This is a genomic window from Hymenobacter sp. DG01, from assembly GCF_006352025.1.
In the GTDB taxonomy this organism is placed as follows: domain Bacteria; phylum Bacteroidota; class Bacteroidia; order Cytophagales; family Hymenobacteraceae; genus Hymenobacter.
Window position 1 is genome coordinate 4346834 of the sequence record NZ_CP040936.1, and the last position, 15759, is coordinate 4362592.

Annotated in this window: 14 protein-coding genes and 4 tRNA genes; 15 read left to right on the forward strand and 3 right to left on the reverse strand. The window is 54.1% G+C overall.

Going from position 1 to position 15759, the window contains the following annotated elements; all coding sequences use genetic code 11:
* Window positions 1-7: 7 nt before the first annotated feature.
* Window positions 8-592 (forward strand): guanylate kinase, encoded by a 585-nt coding sequence (gmk, locus tag FGZ14_RS18460; protein ID WP_139925652.1) that lies wholly within the window; start codon window positions 8-10, stop codon window positions 590-592.
* The gene (nadD, locus tag FGZ14_RS18465; RefSeq protein WP_139925653.1) at window positions 589-1197 is read left to right on the forward strand and encodes a nicotinate (nicotinamide) nucleotide adenylyltransferase; all 609 of its coding nucleotides are present in this window, start codon (window positions 589-591) and stop codon (window positions 1195-1197) included. Before gmk ends, nadD begins: the two co-directional genes overlap by 4 nt.
* 80 nt (window positions 1198-1277) lie before the next feature.
* Here nadD and frr read toward each other — a convergent pair whose 3' ends face one another.
* The 3 genes from frr to FGZ14_RS18480 form a co-directional block, all read right to left on the reverse strand.
* Entirely contained in the window at window positions 1278-1841 is a 564-nt protein-coding gene (frr, locus tag FGZ14_RS18470) for a ribosome recycling factor (RefSeq protein ID WP_139925654.1), read from the reverse strand.
* Between the two features lie 80 nt (window positions 1842-1921).
* Entirely contained in the window at window positions 1922-2707 is a 786-nt protein-coding gene (pyrH, locus tag FGZ14_RS18475; protein WP_139925655.1) for a UMP kinase, read from the reverse strand.
* A gap of 113 nt (window positions 2708-2820) precedes the next feature.
* Complete coding sequence (locus FGZ14_RS18480; protein ID WP_139925656.1) at window positions 2821-3330, reverse strand: biotin/lipoyl-containing protein; 510 nt, start codon at window positions 3328-3330, stop codon at window positions 2821-2823.
* A gap of 97 nt (window positions 3331-3427) precedes the next feature.
* Between FGZ14_RS18480 and FGZ14_RS18485 the strand changes: the two genes are divergently transcribed.
* The 13 genes from FGZ14_RS18485 to rpoB all read left to right on the forward strand — a co-directional run bounded on the left by FGZ14_RS18485 (window position 3428) and on the right by rpoB (window position 15514).
* The gene (locus FGZ14_RS18485) at window positions 3428-6019 is read left to right on the forward strand and encodes a M1 family metallopeptidase (RefSeq protein ID WP_139925657.1); all 2592 of its coding nucleotides are present in this window, start codon (window positions 3428-3430) and stop codon (window positions 6017-6019) included.
* Window positions 6020-6260: 241 nt separating this feature from the next.
* A tRNA-Tyr gene (locus FGZ14_RS18490) sits at window positions 6261-6343 on the forward strand.
* A 69-nt stretch (window positions 6344-6412) separates the two neighbouring features.
* Window positions 6413-6485, forward strand: a tRNA-Gly gene (locus tag FGZ14_RS18495).
* Between the two features lie 89 nt (window positions 6486-6574).
* Window positions 6575-6646: transfer RNA gene (locus FGZ14_RS18500), tRNA-Thr, on the forward strand.
* A 168-nt stretch (window positions 6647-6814) separates the two neighbouring features.
* Complete coding sequence (tuf, locus tag FGZ14_RS18505) at window positions 6815-8005, forward strand: elongation factor Tu (RefSeq protein WP_139925658.1); 1191 nt, start codon at window positions 6815-6817, stop codon at window positions 8003-8005.
* Between the two features lie 128 nt (window positions 8006-8133).
* Window positions 8134-8207: transfer RNA gene (locus tag FGZ14_RS18510), tRNA-Trp, on the forward strand.
* On the forward strand, window positions 8208-8462 hold the full coding sequence (gene secE, locus FGZ14_RS18515) for a preprotein translocase subunit SecE (protein ID WP_308217161.1): 255 nt from the start codon (window positions 8208-8210) through the stop codon (window positions 8460-8462).
* Between the two features lie 22 nt (window positions 8463-8484).
* On the forward strand, window positions 8485-9051 hold the full coding sequence (gene nusG / locus FGZ14_RS18520) for a transcription termination/antitermination protein NusG (RefSeq protein WP_125427631.1): 567 nt from the start codon (window positions 8485-8487) through the stop codon (window positions 9049-9051).
* Between the two features lie 115 nt (window positions 9052-9166).
* Window positions 9167-9610 carry a 50S ribosomal protein L11 gene (gene rplK, locus FGZ14_RS18525; protein ID WP_139925659.1) on the forward strand — a complete coding sequence of 148 codons (444 nt, stop codon included), beginning with the start codon at window positions 9167-9169 and terminating at the stop codon, window positions 9608-9610.
* Between the two features lie 20 nt (window positions 9611-9630).
* Window positions 9631-10326, forward strand: coding sequence for a 50S ribosomal protein L1 (rplA, locus tag FGZ14_RS18530; RefSeq protein ID WP_139925660.1), 696 nt, complete (start codon window positions 9631-9633; stop codon window positions 10324-10326).
* A 20-nt stretch (window positions 10327-10346) separates the two neighbouring features.
* Entirely contained in the window at window positions 10347-10901 is a 555-nt protein-coding gene (gene rplJ / locus FGZ14_RS18535; RefSeq protein WP_139925661.1) for a 50S ribosomal protein L10, read from the forward strand.
* Window positions 10902-10968: 67 nt separating this feature from the next.
* Window positions 10969-11349, forward strand: coding sequence for a 50S ribosomal protein L7/L12 (rplL, locus tag FGZ14_RS18540; protein ID WP_139925662.1), 381 nt, complete (start codon window positions 10969-10971; stop codon window positions 11347-11349).
* A 289-nt stretch (window positions 11350-11638) separates the two neighbouring features.
* Window positions 11639-15514 carry a DNA-directed RNA polymerase subunit beta gene (gene rpoB / locus FGZ14_RS18545; protein ID WP_180754634.1) on the forward strand — a complete coding sequence of 1292 codons (3876 nt, stop codon included), beginning with the start codon at window positions 11639-11641 and terminating at the stop codon, window positions 15512-15514.
* Window positions 15515-15759 lie beyond the last annotated feature (245 nt).

A 15759-nucleotide genomic window follows, 5' to 3' on the forward strand; every position in this document is an offset into this window, starting at 1 on the left:
TTGCCCGATGCAGGGTAAAATCATCGCCTTTTCGGCTCCTTCCGGCGCCGGTAAGACCACTATCGTTCACCGGCTGCTGGAGCGAATTCCGGAGCTAAGTTTCTCTATTTCAGCGTGCACCCGCGATAAGCGTGGCCGCACCGAAGCCAACGGCAAGGACTACTACTTTATCTCCGTTCAGGAGTTTCAGGAGAAAATCCGCCACGATGACTTCGTAGAATGGGAAGAGGTGTATGAAGGTGCCTTCTATGGTACGCTGAAGTCGGAGATTGAACGCATCTGGAGCAACGGCCAACATTCCGTGCTGGATGTGGACGTGAAAGGCGGCCTCAGCATCAAGGAGTTTTACAAAGACCGCGCCCTTGCGGTGTTCGTAAAACCTCCGTCGCTGGAGGTTTTGGAGCAGCGCCTCCGCAACCGCGCCACCGACTCTGATGCCAGCATCTCTGCCCGCCTTTACAAAGCCAACTTCGAGCTGACATTCGAGGACCGCTTCGACGTCACTATCGTAAATGATGACCTCGAGCGAGCTATTGACGAGGCCGAAAGGTTGGTTCGTAACTTTATTACCGCCGAGCCTGCTATCTTGTGAGCAGCCCCGCTTCTGTCCCTGATGAAGGCCGGAAAGTGGGGCTGCTTTTTGGTTCGTTCAACCCCATCCACACGGGGCACCTGATTCTGGCCAACTTCATGGCAACCCATACCGATCTGGAGGAGGTCTGGCTGGTGGTATCTCCCCAGAGCCCTTTCAAAGTAGGGCAGGAACTGTTGCCCGAGCAGGATCGGTTGCAGCTGGTAGAACTGGCTATTGCCGGTAATACCCGGCTGCGGGCGCTGGATGTGGAGTTCACCATGCCCAAGCCCAGCTATACCGCCGACACGTTGAGTAAGCTTCGGGGCCGCTACCCTGGTACGCGCTTCGTGCTGCTGATGGGAGAAGACAACGTGGCGGGCCTACCCCGCTGGAAACACGCCGACCAGATTCTGGCTGAGCACGAAGTGTATGTGTACCCGCGGCCGGGAGTAGCTGGCTCCGAGCCAGGCACTTATCCGGCCGTGCGGATAGTAAAAGCTCCCTTGTTGGATATTTCGGCCACCTTCATACGCGACTGTGTGCGGGCAGGCAAGTCTATTCGCTACCTAGTGCCTGAGGCTGTGGAGCAGCACATTCAGGCTTCCGGTTACTGGCAGCAGTAGAAGTCAGCTATATGAAATAACGCAAAGCCCCGGCGGATAGCATCCACCGGGGCTTTGCATTGAGAAGGGGGGTAGGGAAATCAGATGGTCATGATTTCGGATTCCTTCTTGCCGAGCAGCTCATCTACCTTGCTGATGTAGGTATCGGTAAACTTCTGCACTTTGGCCTCCGCGTCTTTAATATCATCCTCGGCGGCACCGTCTTTCAGCAGCTTACGCAGGGAGTCATTAACATCCTTCCGGATACCACGGATGCGCACCTTGCCGCTTTCCGATTCGTTTTTGGCTTGCTTCACCAGGTCGCGGCGGCGCTCCTCCGTCATGGGCGGAATGTTCAGGCGTACCCCTTCCGCATCCGACTGGGGGTTCAGGCCCAGGTCGCTGTTCTTGATGGCCTTGGCAATTTCGCTGATCATGTTCTTTTCCCAGGGCTTGATGAACAGCGTCCGGGCGTCGGGGGCAGCCACGTTGGCTACCTGCCCAATGGGGGTAGGGGTGCCGTAGTAGTCCACCCGCAGCGAGTCGAGCATGGCGGGAGTAGCCTTACCGGCCCGGATGCGGGCAAACTCCTGCTGCGTGTGCTGCAGCGCTTTGCCCATCGACTCTTCTGCCTCGTCCAGATAAAACTTTATTTCTTCGTCCACTTCTAAAAAGTTAAGTGTTGAAAGGTGTGTGTTGAGTTACGCTTGTAAGGCCCGGCGACTGCCAGGCACTTGCGGAAAAATTAGGCTTGCTGGCCCGGAGCGCCTTTTACCGCCGGCTGCAGAACGCTGGGTCTGGCGGCCTGGTAGGCTTCGGAGCCATGCATGCTCACCAGCGTACCCACGCTTTGCCCGTCCAACAGGCGCTGTAGGTTGCCTTCCTTATTCATATCGAATACAATGATAGGAAGGTTATTTTCCTTGCAGAGCGTGAAGGCCGTCATGTCCATCACGTTGAGGTTTTTCTCCATTACCTCATCAAAGGTAATTTCGGGGTAGCGAACCGCCGTGGGATCTTTTTCCGGATCAGCCGTATAGATACCATCTACCCGGGTACCTTTCAGTACCACATCGGCCTCAATTTCGATAGCGCGCAGGGAAGCTGCCGAGTCGGTGGTGAAATACGGAGAACCTATGCCCGCGCCGAAAATAACCACGCGGCCCTTCTCCAGGTGGCGCAGGGCCCGCCGGCGAATGTAGGGCTCGCACACCCGCTGAATGGTAACGCCTGAAAGCAAACGGGTATTCACATCGAGCTTTTCCAGGGCGCTTTGCAAAGCCATGGAGTTGATGACCGTAGCCAGCATACCCATATAGTCGCCCTGCACCCGGTCTAGCCCGAAGGCCTCGGCCTGTACGCCCCGGAAGATGTTACCTCCTCCGATAACCACGGCTACCTGCGTGCCGGTGGCGGCTACGGCCTTAATTTCTTCGGCGTATTGCATGAGCCGGGTGGCATCAATGCCGTACTGTTGCTGGCCCATCAAGGCCTCGCCGCTTAGCTTCAGCAGGATTCGGTTGTACTTCAAAACGAAAGAGGTTAAGCGTGGAACGCGGATGTACGTAGTGAGGCCGCAAGGGGTGCCGGGGCGGAAAGCCACATGGCACCCATTACGGCCGTAATGGAAAAACGAAAAGCAGGTTAGCTGAACTGAATCAGAACCTGCCCCTTGGTTACGTTGTCGCGTAAATTGACTTTGATGGCTGCTACCGTGCCTTCGCCCGGGGCTTTCAGAATATTTTCCATTTTCATGGCCTCCAGTACCAGCAGCGGGTCACCCTTCTGCACCGTCTGGCCCGGCGCTACCCGGATATCTACAATCAGGCCGGGCATAGGAGCTTTCAACTCATTCACCTTGCTGGAGGCGGCATTGCTCATGCCCAGCTTGTCCAGCAACAGATCAAACCGGTCTTTCGCCTGCAGCTCAAGCTGCTGCCCATTTAGCTTAAGCACTACCGTTTTGGTAGCGTAGTCCGCCGAAACCAGCTCAACCGTGTAGGAGCGGTTTTCATGTACCACATGATAGCGGCCATTGCCGAGCGGCAACAGGTCCCAGTGGAAAGGCTGGCCATTAACCGTAATCGCCCCATTCGGGCGATAATCAACCTCCCAGGCATGGTCGGGGGTAGTGCCAGTGCGTACCTGTAGCATATAACGAGGGCAGGGGTGGGTGGAAAAGGCCTTAAAGATAGGCCAATTCTGAAATAAATTCGGAACTTGACCCTCCAATACCCTAGTGCCTTTCTGCATGAAATACCCGGTCCTCGGCGCCCTTGCTCTAACACTATTGTGTCAGTTTACGGCTTCCGCTCAGGCAGTTAAATCCAGCCGCCCGGCTTCTACTGTCAGCCACCCGGCTCGCAAGAAAACTCCTGTTACCGAAGCTCCTGTTTCTGCTCCGGCCGCGTTGCCCATTCCCAACTGGCTACCCTCCACCAACCCGGTACAGCCGGCGGCTACCCTGCTGCACGATCTGATCGATACCAAGCTGGACGTCCGCTTCGACTGGGCAAAGCAGTGGCTGCTGGGCACAGCTTCGCTTACCGTGCGGCCCCATTTTTACCCCCAGAACCAGCTGGTGCTCGATGCGAAGGGTCTTGATATAAAAAGCGTAGAGCTGCTCAATGGTGGGAAGAAAGGCAAGGACCTGAAGTACAGCTACGATAAGAAAAAGCTGACTATCAGCCTCGACCGGCAATACCAGCGCACCGAACAGTATCAGGTGCGGATTCAGTACGTGGCCAAACCCAATGAGCTGCCCAAAGGTGGGAGTGAGGCTATTACGGAGGACAAAGGCCTGTACTTTATCAATCCGCTGGGCACCGAAAAGGACAAGCCGCGTCAGGTCTGGACCCAGGGCGAAACGGAGGGCAGTTCCTGCTGGTTTCCGACCATTGATAAGCCCAACCAGCGGATGACCCAGGAAATCAGCTTAACCGTGGAAAGTGGGTTTAAGACTCTTTCCAACGGATTGCTCGTTTCCTCGCGCCGCAACCCTGATGGTACCCGGACCGATGTCTGGAAGCAAAGCCTACCGCACGCGCCCTACCTGGCCATGCTGGCCGTCGGCGATTTTGCAGTAGTTACGGATACATGGCGGGGCAAGCCGGTGGAGTACTACGTTGATCCGCCTTTTCAGCACACCGCCAAGACTGTGTTTGGCAACACGCCCGAAATGCTGGAGTTCTTCTCCAAAAAGCTGGGCGTAGAATATCCATGGGAGAAGTATGCCCAGGTAGCCGTGCATGACTTTGTATCCGGGGCCATGGAGAATACTACGGCCTCTACCTTTCAGCAACAGTTGGTGCAGTTCAGCGCCCGCGAGTTGCCCGATATGTCCTACGAGCCGGAGTCAGTTATTGCGCACGAGCTTTTCCATCAGTGGTTCGGCGACTATGTAACAACCGAATCGTGGGCCAACCTGCCCCTAAACGAGTCGTTCGCCGATTATTCAGAGCTGCTGTGGGCCGAACACAAATACGGTCCCGATGCCGCTGCCCTGGTCCAGCAAACCAAGCTTCGCAACTACCTTGAAGAAGCCCAGACCAAGCGTGAGCCACTCATTCGCTACCGCTACGCCGACCAAGAAGACATGTTCGACCGCCACTCCTATGACAAAGGTGGCCGGGTACTGCACATGCTGCGCAACTATGTAGGCGACGATGCCTTCTTCGTGGCCCTGAACCGTTATCTAAACCAGAACAAGTTTTCGACTACCGAAATAGCCAAGCTGCGCTTAGCCTTTGAGGAAACGACAGGTGAGGATTTGACGTGGTTTTTCGACCAGTGGTTTATGCAGCGCGGCCACCCGGAGTTAAGGGTTACGCATTCCTACGAGAGCAACCAGGTAGTTGTGCGCGTGCAACAAGTACAGGATACCCTGTACCAGCCCGTATATCGGCTGCCCGTGGTGGTAGCCACTTGGAATAACAATCAACCCACCGAGCACCGGATTCTGGTCACCAAAGCCGACCAAACGTTTCGCCTGCCCGCCAGCCAGCGTCCTAGCCTAGTAAAATTCGACCACGAAGGCGTACTGCTGGCCCAGATAGATGAGGTCCAGAGCCAGGAGGAGTTGCTATACCAGCTAAGTCATGCCCGCGGTTATCAGCAGAAATACGATGCTATTCAGGGACTGCGCAGTAAATCCGCCGACTTGACCGTCAGTTCCGCGTTTCGGAATGCATTAAACGACCCCTTTTGGGCCGTGCGCGTAGCCGCACTTGATGGTTTGCGTCGCTACCGTGGTGCGGAAGGCAACGCTGTCCGCAAGGATCTGCAGCGGGTTGCCATGACGGAAAAGAGGGGGGTAGTACGCGCCACAGCTATTAGCGTCCTATCCTCCTTTCCTAACGAGGATTTTAATGAAGTGTATGCCGCTGCCCTCAAGGATAGCTCTTACTTAGTAGTAGGGGCGGCTGTAGAGGCTTTATCTAAAGCACCTACCCCCAATACCCGGGCTCAGATGGCAGCCCTGCAGGAAACCAAAAATTCTGCCTTGCTTACGGCGCTTTCGAATTATTATGGCCTCAATGGTAATCTGGAAGACTACCAGTGGTTTTTGCGCCGGAGTCAGGACGCACCTGCTGAGGTGCTTTACGTAATGCTGGAAAACTTCGGAACGCTTATGCAGCGCATCCCGCCTATAGAGCGAGAAAAAGGTATTCAGCGCTTGGAGTCCCTAGCCAGGAATCACTCCCAGATGTATGTGCGGTTGGGCGCTTATAAGGGTTTACACCAGCTCGTAGCCAGCATGCCTACCCTCAAGCCCATCCTGCAGGACATCCGTAACAAAGAGAAAGACGCTGACCTAAAGTCAATGTATAGCCTTATTCAGTAATTTTTTTCAGGCTTGCGCCGCGTATTTTATTTCTTTGTTTCAGATAGGAAGTCAATAGGTTAGCTAGTCTCGAATCCAACAAAGACTGTAAACAGAAAGAAAAAAATAAAACCTTTTTAATCCGGAGACTTGACTTACGTCAGAAAGCCTCTAATTTTGCAACTCCAATCGACACAGTAACGGCTTCGGCCGCTTAAGGTTGAAAGGGTAATTTCCTTGTAAGCGACAAGGAAAACAAGCTGGGGGGATTCCAGAGCGGCCAAATGGGACGGACTGTAACTCCGTTGTCTTACGACTTCGAAGGTTCGAATCCTTCTCCCCCCACACGTGACATAGTGAGATGGTGAAATGGTGAGTTAGACTCGCGGTTCACCATTTCGCCGTATCACTTACGCGGGAGTAGCTCAGTTGGTAGAGCGGCAGCCTTCCAAGCTGCAGGTCGCGGGTTCGAACCTCGTCTCCCGCTCGGTGCCCGGAATGGCAGCGAGAAGTAACAAGCTCCAGTTGTACTGGCATAAGTTCTTTCGCTGTTGTATCTTTGCCAAACCAAAATAAGCCGTTTTAGCTCAGTGGTAGAGCACTTCCTTGGTAAGGAAGAGGTCATGGGTTCAAATCCCATAAATGGCTCAGAATTACGAGTACCAACGGGGCAGCGCGACTGCACCGTTTGGAAACTGTCAGCAAAGTAAAGCGACGTGCAGTCCCGACTAAACGGAGCTGTGTTTCGCTTTCTTACTGTATAGTCTAGTCGCGTTTCCCCCTCTTTACCTCAAAATTCCTCTTAATCTCTTTACAATGGCTAAAGAAAATTTTGACCGGTCCAAGCCGCACGTAAACATCGGCACGATTGGTCACGTGGACCACGGCAAAACCACCCTTACCGCTGCCATCACCACGGTTCTGGCTAACAAGGGTCTGGCTGCCAAGCGCGACTTCTCTTCGATTGACAATGCTCCCGAAGAAAAAGAGCGTGGTATCACCATCAACACCGCTCACGTAGAATACGCTACCGAAAACCGTCACTACGCTCACGTTGACTGCCCCGGTCACGCTGACTACGTGAAGAACATGGTAACGGGTGCTGCTCAGATGGACGGCGCTATCCTCGTGGTAGCTGCTACCGACGGCCCGATGCCCCAGACCCGTGAGCACATCCTGCTCGCTCGTCAGGTAGGTGTACCTCAGCTGGTAGTGTTCATGAACAAAGTGGACATGGTGGATGACCCCGAGCTGCTCGAGCTGGTGGAAATGGAAATCCGCGAACTGCTCTCGTTCTACGACTTCGACGGCGACAACATTCCGGTTATTCAGGGCTCGGCTCTGGGCGGCCTGAACGGCGACGCTAACTGGGTTCCCAAGATCGAGGAGCTGATGGCTGCTGTTGATAGCTACATTCCGATTCCTGCTCGTCTGACCGACCTGCCCTTCCTGATGCCGGTAGAGGACGTATTCTCTATCACGGGTCGTGGTACGGTTGCTACCGGCCGTATCGAGCGTGGTATCATCAACTCGGGTGAGCAAGTTGACATCCTGGGTATGGGTGCCAAGCAAGGTCTGAAGTCGACGGTTACGGGTGTGGAAATGTTCCGCAAAATCCTGGACCGTGGCGAAGCTGGTGACAACGTAGGTCTGCTGCTCCGCGGTATCGAGAAAGACGATATCCGTCGCGGTATGGTAATCTGCAAGCCGGGTTCGGTTAAGCCGCACACCAAGTTCAAGGCTGAGGTGTACGTGCTGTCAAAAGAAGAAGGTGGTCGTCACACCCCGTTCTTCAACAACTACCGTCCCCAGTTCTATTTCCGCACCACCGACGTAACCGGCATCATCACGCTGGCTGAGGGTGTAGAAATGGTAATGCCCGGTGACAACGTAACCATCTCGGTTGAGCTGATCAACGCCGTAGCTATGGAAAAAGGTCTGCGTTTCGCTATCCGCGAAGGTGGCCGTACCGTAGGTGCCGGTCAGGTTACTGAAATCACCGAGTAGTTTCTAACCAGATTCTGGTGAAATAAGATAATCCGCCCCCGAAATTTTCGGGGGCGGATTTGTTTTGTGTAAAGAGTTCCATACATTTGCAGTCCCAATCCAGCACCTTGACTGGTAAGGATACATACACGGGCGTAGTTCAAGGGTAGAATAGAGGTCTCCAAAACCTTTGATGGGAGTTCGAATCTCTCCGCCCGTGCCAATGAAAACTACGGCTGCTTCGGCAGCCGTAGTTTTAACACACCAAACCGGTGCCATCACTATGAGCAAGCTAACAAACTACTTCCGGGAAACCTCTGAAGAGATGCGCTACAAAGTGACGTGGCCTTCGCTAGAAGAGCTGCAGAAAAGCGCTGGTCTTGTCCTGATCGGCTCGCTGCTTTTCGCTGCAGTAGTAGGTTTGATGGATGTGATTTTCAACAAAGGCTTGGATGCCTTCTATAACTCGTTCCGTTAATCGGTAGAACTAGACGACAGCAATGGGCGAGTTGAAATGGTACGTAGTCCGCTCCGTGAGCGGACAAGAGAAAAAAGCCAAAACCTACCTGGAAACTGAGATTGGCCGCCATGGCCTTTCTGATCTAGTGCCACAGGTATTGATTCCGGTGGAGAAGGTGTTCGAGATGCGCAACGGTAAGAAGCGTGTGCGTGAGCGGAACCTTTACCCTGGCTACATCATCATCCACGCCGACCTTACGCACGGGGAAGTTGACCACATTATTACTAGCACACCTGGCGTAATTGGGTTTCTCAGCGACAAGGAAGGCAAAGCTGCCAACCAGAATACTAAGCCCGTTCCCCTGCATATTTCTGAAGTAAACCGCATCCTTGGGATTGTGGATGAAGTGGAAGAGCAGGCCGCTACCTTGGAAACCCCATTTGTAGTAGGCGAACTGGTTAAGATTGTGGACGGTGGATTTGCAGGTATGTCGGGCACAGTGTCCGAGGTATTTGAGGAACGGAAGAAGCTGAATGTTATCGTGAAAATTTTCGGCCGTAGCACGCCCATGGAGCTGAGCTACACCCAGGTTGAAAAGGAAGCGTAAACCAATAAAACGTCACCGGTTATCCGCTCCGGGCCGGTGGTGCTTCCACTTTGGAGCAATTTTCATCTGAGGGCAAGTACGTGTTACCGTAGGAGCCCGAAGCCTTTCAAACCAAATGGCCAAGGAAATTAGAGGTTATCTGAAGCTTCAGATAAAGGGAGGCGCCGCGAACCCCGCGCCGCCGGTTGGACCTGCACTTGGTAGCAAAGGCCTTAACATCATGGAGTTCTGCAAGCAGTTCAATGCTCGCACCCAAGATAAGGCCGGCCAAGTTTGTCCTGTACTCATCACCATGTACACCGACAAGTCGTTCGACTTCGTGGTGAAGACCCCGCCGGTGCCGGTTCTACTCATGGACGCTGCCAAGCTCCAGGGCGGCTCGAAAGAGCCGAACCGTAACAAGGTAGGGTCGGTATCATGGGACCAAGTGCGCACCATCGCCGAAACGAAAATGCCCGATCTGAATGCCTTCAAGGTGGAGTCGGCTATGCGTCAGGTGGCTGGTACGGCTCGCAGCATGGGCATCACCATCTCGGGTACTTCTCCCTTTGCTGAATAATATAACGACGGAGAAGACACATGGCAAAGATTAGCAAAAAGCGCAAGGAAGCCCTTGCCAAGCATGACCTGACCGAAGTTCGGAACTTGGTGGAAGCCGCCAAAGTGGTGAAGGACATTACCTACACCAAGTTTGATGCTTCTGTTGACATCGACGTTCGCTTGGGCGTTGACCCCCGCAAAGCCGACCAGATGGTACGTGGCGTAGCCACGCTGCCCCACGGTACTGGCAAAACCGTTCGTGTTCTAGCCCTGGTTACCGCCGACAAAGAAGCCGAGGCTACTGCAGCTGGTGCTGATTATGTTGGTCTGGACGACTACATCTCGAAAATCGAGAAAGGCTGGACCGATATCGACGTAATCATCACGATGCCGTCGGTAATGGCCAAGGTTGGTCGTCTGGGCCGTGTACTGGGTCCTCGCGGCCTGATGCCGAACCCCAAGTCGGGCACCGTAACCACGGACGTAGCCAAGGCTGTGCAAGAGGTGAAAGCCGGTAAAATCGACTTCAAGGTTGACAAAACCGGTATCATCCACTGCTCGGTTGGTAAAGTGTCGTTCGATGAGCAGAAGCTCGCCGAAAACGCCATTGAGGTTATCCAGACGCTCCAGCGACTGAAGCCTTCCTCGGCCAAAGGCACTTACATCAAGAGCATCACGCTTTCGAGCACGATGTCGCCTGCTGTTCCGGTTGACACGCAAGTAACTTCCGCCTAAGTTTTAATCAACACGACGATATGATCCGGGAAGACAAACAAGCCCTCGTCGACGAGTTGAGCGAGAAGTTTCAATCGCACAACGCGTTCTACATCGCCGATGCTTCGGGGATGTCGGTGGCGAAAATCAACGAATTCCGTCGCCTGTGCTTCAACCGCGGCATGGAGTTCAAAGTGTACAAGAACACGTTTATCCGCAAGGCTCTCGACACCCTCGGTGGCGATACCGCGGAGATGGACGCAGCTCTGCAAGGCCAGTCGGGTATCCTGTTCTCGAAAGAGTCGGGTAATGCTCCTGCCAAATTGCTGCAGGACTTCTACAAAGCTCAGAACTACGGCAAAGGTGTTGAGCCTAAGCCCGCTCTGAAAGGTGCTTATGTAGATGCCAGCATCTATATCGGCGCTAACCAACTGACTAGCCTCAGCACGCTGAAAGGCAAAAACGAGCTTATCGGTGACGTTATCGGTCTGCTCCAGTCGCCCGCCAAAAATGTTATCTCTGCTCTGTCGAGCGGTGGCAACAAACTGGCTGGCATCCTCAAAACGCTTTCCGAAAAAGAAGAGGTTGCAGGCTAACCGCTGCTCATCTTTTTCACTTTCAATTTCCAAAGTTCAACAACCCCCTTTTTAACAATCTACAGAAATGGCAGATTTGAAAGCATTCGCCGAGCAGCTCGTTAGCCTGACGGTAAAAGAAGTAAACGAACTGGCTACTATCCTGAAAGACGAGTATGGCATTGAGCCTGCTGCTGCTGCTCCCGTAATGGTTGCTGGTGGTGCTGGCGCTGGTGCTGCTGACGCTCCTGAGGAGAAGACTTCGTTCGACGTAATCCTGAAGTCGGCTGGTGCTGGCAAACTGGCTGTGGTGAAACTGGTGAAAGACCTGACCGGTCTGGGCCTGAAAGAAGCTAAAGAACTGGTTGACGGTGCTCCCAAGCCCCTGAAAGAAGGTGTTGCTAAAGACGAAGCTGAGTCGCTGAAAAAGCAACTGGAAGAAGCTGGCGCTGAAGTAGAAGTTAAGTAATTTCTGCTGCCTGCTCTTAAAACCAGCAAATATGGAGAGGCCTGGCAACTAAGCCAGGTCTTTTCCTGTTTGTAGGCAACAAACTAGTCGGAAGTTCGTTTGCGTGCCGCTTAGCGGCTTTTTGTGCCTACGGACGCTAGGAGCGCAAGGTTGAGGCTTTGCGCTTTCGTGCGCCCGAAACTTCCGTTTTTGTTCAGGCTATCGGGACTCCTGACTGCTTGAACCGGATTCTCTCAGTATCCATTTCCTAACCCCACATACATTGGCTACATCGAAAGCACAGGCAGGGCTGCAGAAATTGTCAGCCGCTGACGAGCGGATCAACTTCGCCAAGATTAAAAAGGTTATTGAGTACCCGGATTTCCTAGACGTGCAGGTTCGCTCGTTCATGGATTTCTTCCAGTTGGAAACGGCTGCCGAGAACCGTACCGATGAAGGCCTTTTCAAAGTATTCGCCGAGAACTTTCCGATTTCGGACTCGCGCGAAAACTTTGTGCTGGAGTTCATCGACTACCACGTCGATCCGCCGAAGTACTCCGTGGACGAGTGCATTGACCGGGGTCTGACGTACTCGGTACCGTTGAAAGCCAAGTTGCGCCTGATCTGTAATGATACGGACAACGAGGACTTCGAGACGATTGAGCAAGAGGTTTTTTTGGGGAATATTCCCTACATGACCGAAAAAGGCTCGTTCGTAATCAACGGAGCAGAGCGTGTAATCGTATCGCAGCTGCACCGCTCACCGGGTGTGTTCTTTGCTCAGAGCAAGCACACCAACGGTACCAAGCTGTATTCGGCCCGTATCATTCCGTTCAAGGGTTCGTGGATTGAATTCGCCACGGACGTGAACAACGTGATGTACGCGTACATTGACCGGAAGAAGAAATTCCCGGTTACTACGCTGCTGCGTGCTATCGGCTACGGCACCGATAAAGACATCCTCGACCTGTTCGGGCTGTCGGAAGAGGTGAAAGCCGATAAGAAGAACCTCAAGAAGGCTGTAGGCCGCAAGCTGGCCGCTCGGGTGCTCCGCACCTGGACAGAAGACTTCGTGGACGAGGATACCGGTGAAGTGGTGTCCATCGACCGAAACGAGGTTCTGCTGGAGCGTGACTCAACCATTGAAGAGGAGGACATCGACGTAATCCTGAACGCTGGGGCCAAGTCGGTTATTCTGCACCGCGAGAACGTAAACATTGCGGACTACGCAATCATTTACAACACGCTACAGAAGGACAACTCCAACTCGGAGAAAGAAGCCGTTGAGCAAATCTACCGTCAGCTCCGTAACACGGAAGCTCCTGACGAAGAAACTGCCCGCGACATCATCCAAAAGCTATTCTTCTCGGATAAGCGCTACGACCTAGGTGACGTAGGCCGCTACCGTATCAATAAGAAGCTGGGTATTGACACGAACTGGGACGCCCGCGTGCTGACCAATGAGGACATCGTTCTCATCGTGAAATACCTGATCGGTCTGATCAACTCGAAGGCCATTGTCGATGACATTGACCACTTGAGCAATCGTCGGGTTCGCACGGTAGGGGAGCAGTTGTACGCCCAGTTCGGCGTAGGCTTGGCCCGTATGGCGCGTACCATCAAGGAGCGCATGAACGTGCGCGACAACGAGGACTTCAAGCCGGTTGACCTGATCAACGCCCGTACGCTGTCGTCGGTTATCAACTCATTCTTCGGCACCAACCAGTTGTCGCAGTTCATGGACCAAACCAACCCGCTGGCCGAGGTGACGCACAAGCGTCGCGTATCGGCCCTGGGGCCGGGCGGTCTGTCGCGTGAGCGGGCTGGTTTCGAGGTGCGTGACGTTCACTACACCCATTACGGCCGTCTTTGCACCATTGAAACGCCGGAAGGACCGAACATCGGTTTGATTTCGTCGCTTTGCGTGCACGCCCGGGTAAACTCGATGGGCTTTATCGAAACTCCCTACCGCACCGTTGAAAACGGCAAGGTAGATACCACGGAGAACGTGAAGTACCTGACGGCTGAGGAAGAGGATACCCACCACATCGCACAGGCCAACGCCCGGATTGATGAGGAAGGCAACTTCGTAAATGAGCTTGTTAAAGGCCGTTTTGAAGGTGACTTCCCGGTAGTAGGTCCGACTGAGTATTCCTACATGGACGTAGCACCGAACCAGATTGTATCGGTAGCTGCTTCGCTGATTCCGTTCCTGGAGCACGACGACGCCAACCGCGCCCTGATGGGTTCGAACATGCAGCGTCAGGCCGTGCCCTTGCTGCGTGCAGAAGCACCTATCGTAGGTACTGGTCTGGAAGGACGTGTGGCTATTGACTCCCGCACATTGGTAGTGGCCGAGGGCGACGGGGTTATTGACTACGTGGACGCCAACAAGATTGTGGTGAAGTACGACCTGACGGAAGACGATATCCTCGTAAGCTTTGATGCAGAGAAGATTTCGTACGACCTGATCAAGTTCCGTCGTACCAACCAGGATACCTGCATTAACCTGACGCCCATCGTGAAGAAGGGTGAGCGGGTAACCAAAGGTCAACCTCTCTGCGAAGGCTATGGCACGAACCAGGGTGAACTGGCATTGGGTCGCAACATGCAGGTAGCTTTCATGCCGTGGCAGGGTTACAACTTCGAAGACGCCATCGTTATTTCGGAGCGTGTAGTTCGCGACGACATCTTTACCTCGATTCACATTGAGGAGTTTGAGTTGGAAGTACGCGAGACTAAGCGCGGCGAAGAAGAGCTGACCTCGGAAATTCCGAACGTGAGCGAAGAAGCCGTACGCAACCTCGACGACAACGGCATCATCCGTCTGGGTGCTGAGGTTCGCGAAGGCGACATCCTCATCGGTAAGATTACGCCCAAGGGCGAAACTGACCCGACCCCGGAGGAGAAGCTGCTCCGTGCCATCTTCGGTGACAAAGCCGGCGACGTGAAGGACGCCTCCCTCAAGGCGCCGCCTTCCCTGAACGGGGTAGTAATCGGCACCAAGCTGTTCTCACGTCCGAAGAAAGACAAAAACCTGCGGGCCAAGTCGAAGAAGGAAGTAGAAGAGCTGAAGGAGTCGTATGCTCGCGAACTGCGCGGTATCAAAGCCGTGATGATCGAGAAGCTGGTGCAACTGCTGGAAGGCAAAACTTCCCAAGGCGTGAAGCACAAGTTTGGCGACGAAATTCTGACTAAGGGTGTGAAATTCGGGAAGAAGAACATCACGGAAGCGCTGTTCCCCGAGAAGAACCCCTATAAGGACGAGAGCAACTATGCTGTGCCGGAGGAGGTGAACATGTTCAAAGACCTCATTCTGGAGAACTGGACCGCCGACGATAAAGTGAATGGGATGCTGTCTGAATTGGTGAAGAACTACACCAAGAAGCGCAACACCATCACGGCTCGTTTCAAGCGCGACCGGTTCACGCTGGAAGTGGGCGACGAACTGCCCGCCGGTATCGTGCAGCTGGCTAAAGTGTACATCGCCAAGAAGCGTAAGCTGAAAGTAGGTGACAAGATGGCCGGTCGTCACGGTAATAAAGGGGTAGTAGCCCGCATCGTGCGCGACGAGGACATGCCCTTCCTGCCCGACGGCACCCCGATGGATATCGTGCTCAACCCGCTGGGTGTACCGAGCCGCATGAACATCGGTCAGATTTACGAGACCGTACTGGGCTGGGCTGGCCTGAAGCTAGGCCGCACCTACGCTACCCCCATTTTCGACGGTGCTACTGAAGAGGAAGTATCGCGCGAACTGACGGAAGCTGGGCTACCGCACTTTGGCCGTGCTTACCTGCACGATGGTCTCACGGGTCAGCGTTTCGACCAGCCGGTAACCGTGGGCGTGATTTACATGCTCAAGCTTGGTCACTTGGTTGACGACAAGATGCACGCCCGTTCCATCGGGCCGTACTCGCTCATCACGCAGCAGCCGCTGGGTGGTAAGGCGCAGTTCGGTGGTCAGCGCTTCGGTGAGATGGAGGTGTGGGCGCTGGAGGCCTTCGGTGCTTCCAACGTGCTGCAGGAAATCCTGACAGTGAAGTCGGATGACGTGGTAGGCCGCGCTAAAGCGTACGAAGCCATTGTAAAAGGCGACGTACTACCCAAGCCGAATATCCCTGAGTCATTCAACGTACTCATCCACGAGCTACGTGGTCTGGCCCTGGAAATCACGCTTGACTAATTTTTGAAGGGTAGGGGCTGACGTTTCGATGTTGGCACCTACCCCTTCAAAGCGTATAAACCCGCGGTTCGGGAAACCGATAACCGCCGCTGCCGGCGTCGTTCCGAGATATGGTCAGAACGACACCAACCTCCGGCAGTAGTTGGCCGCAACCGGTTCAGCTAGCTGAGCCACCCGATTGCCAGACCTGGCGAAAAACTACTGCGCGGCGTACCTATCCGACCCACAGAGCACTTTTCGCAGAG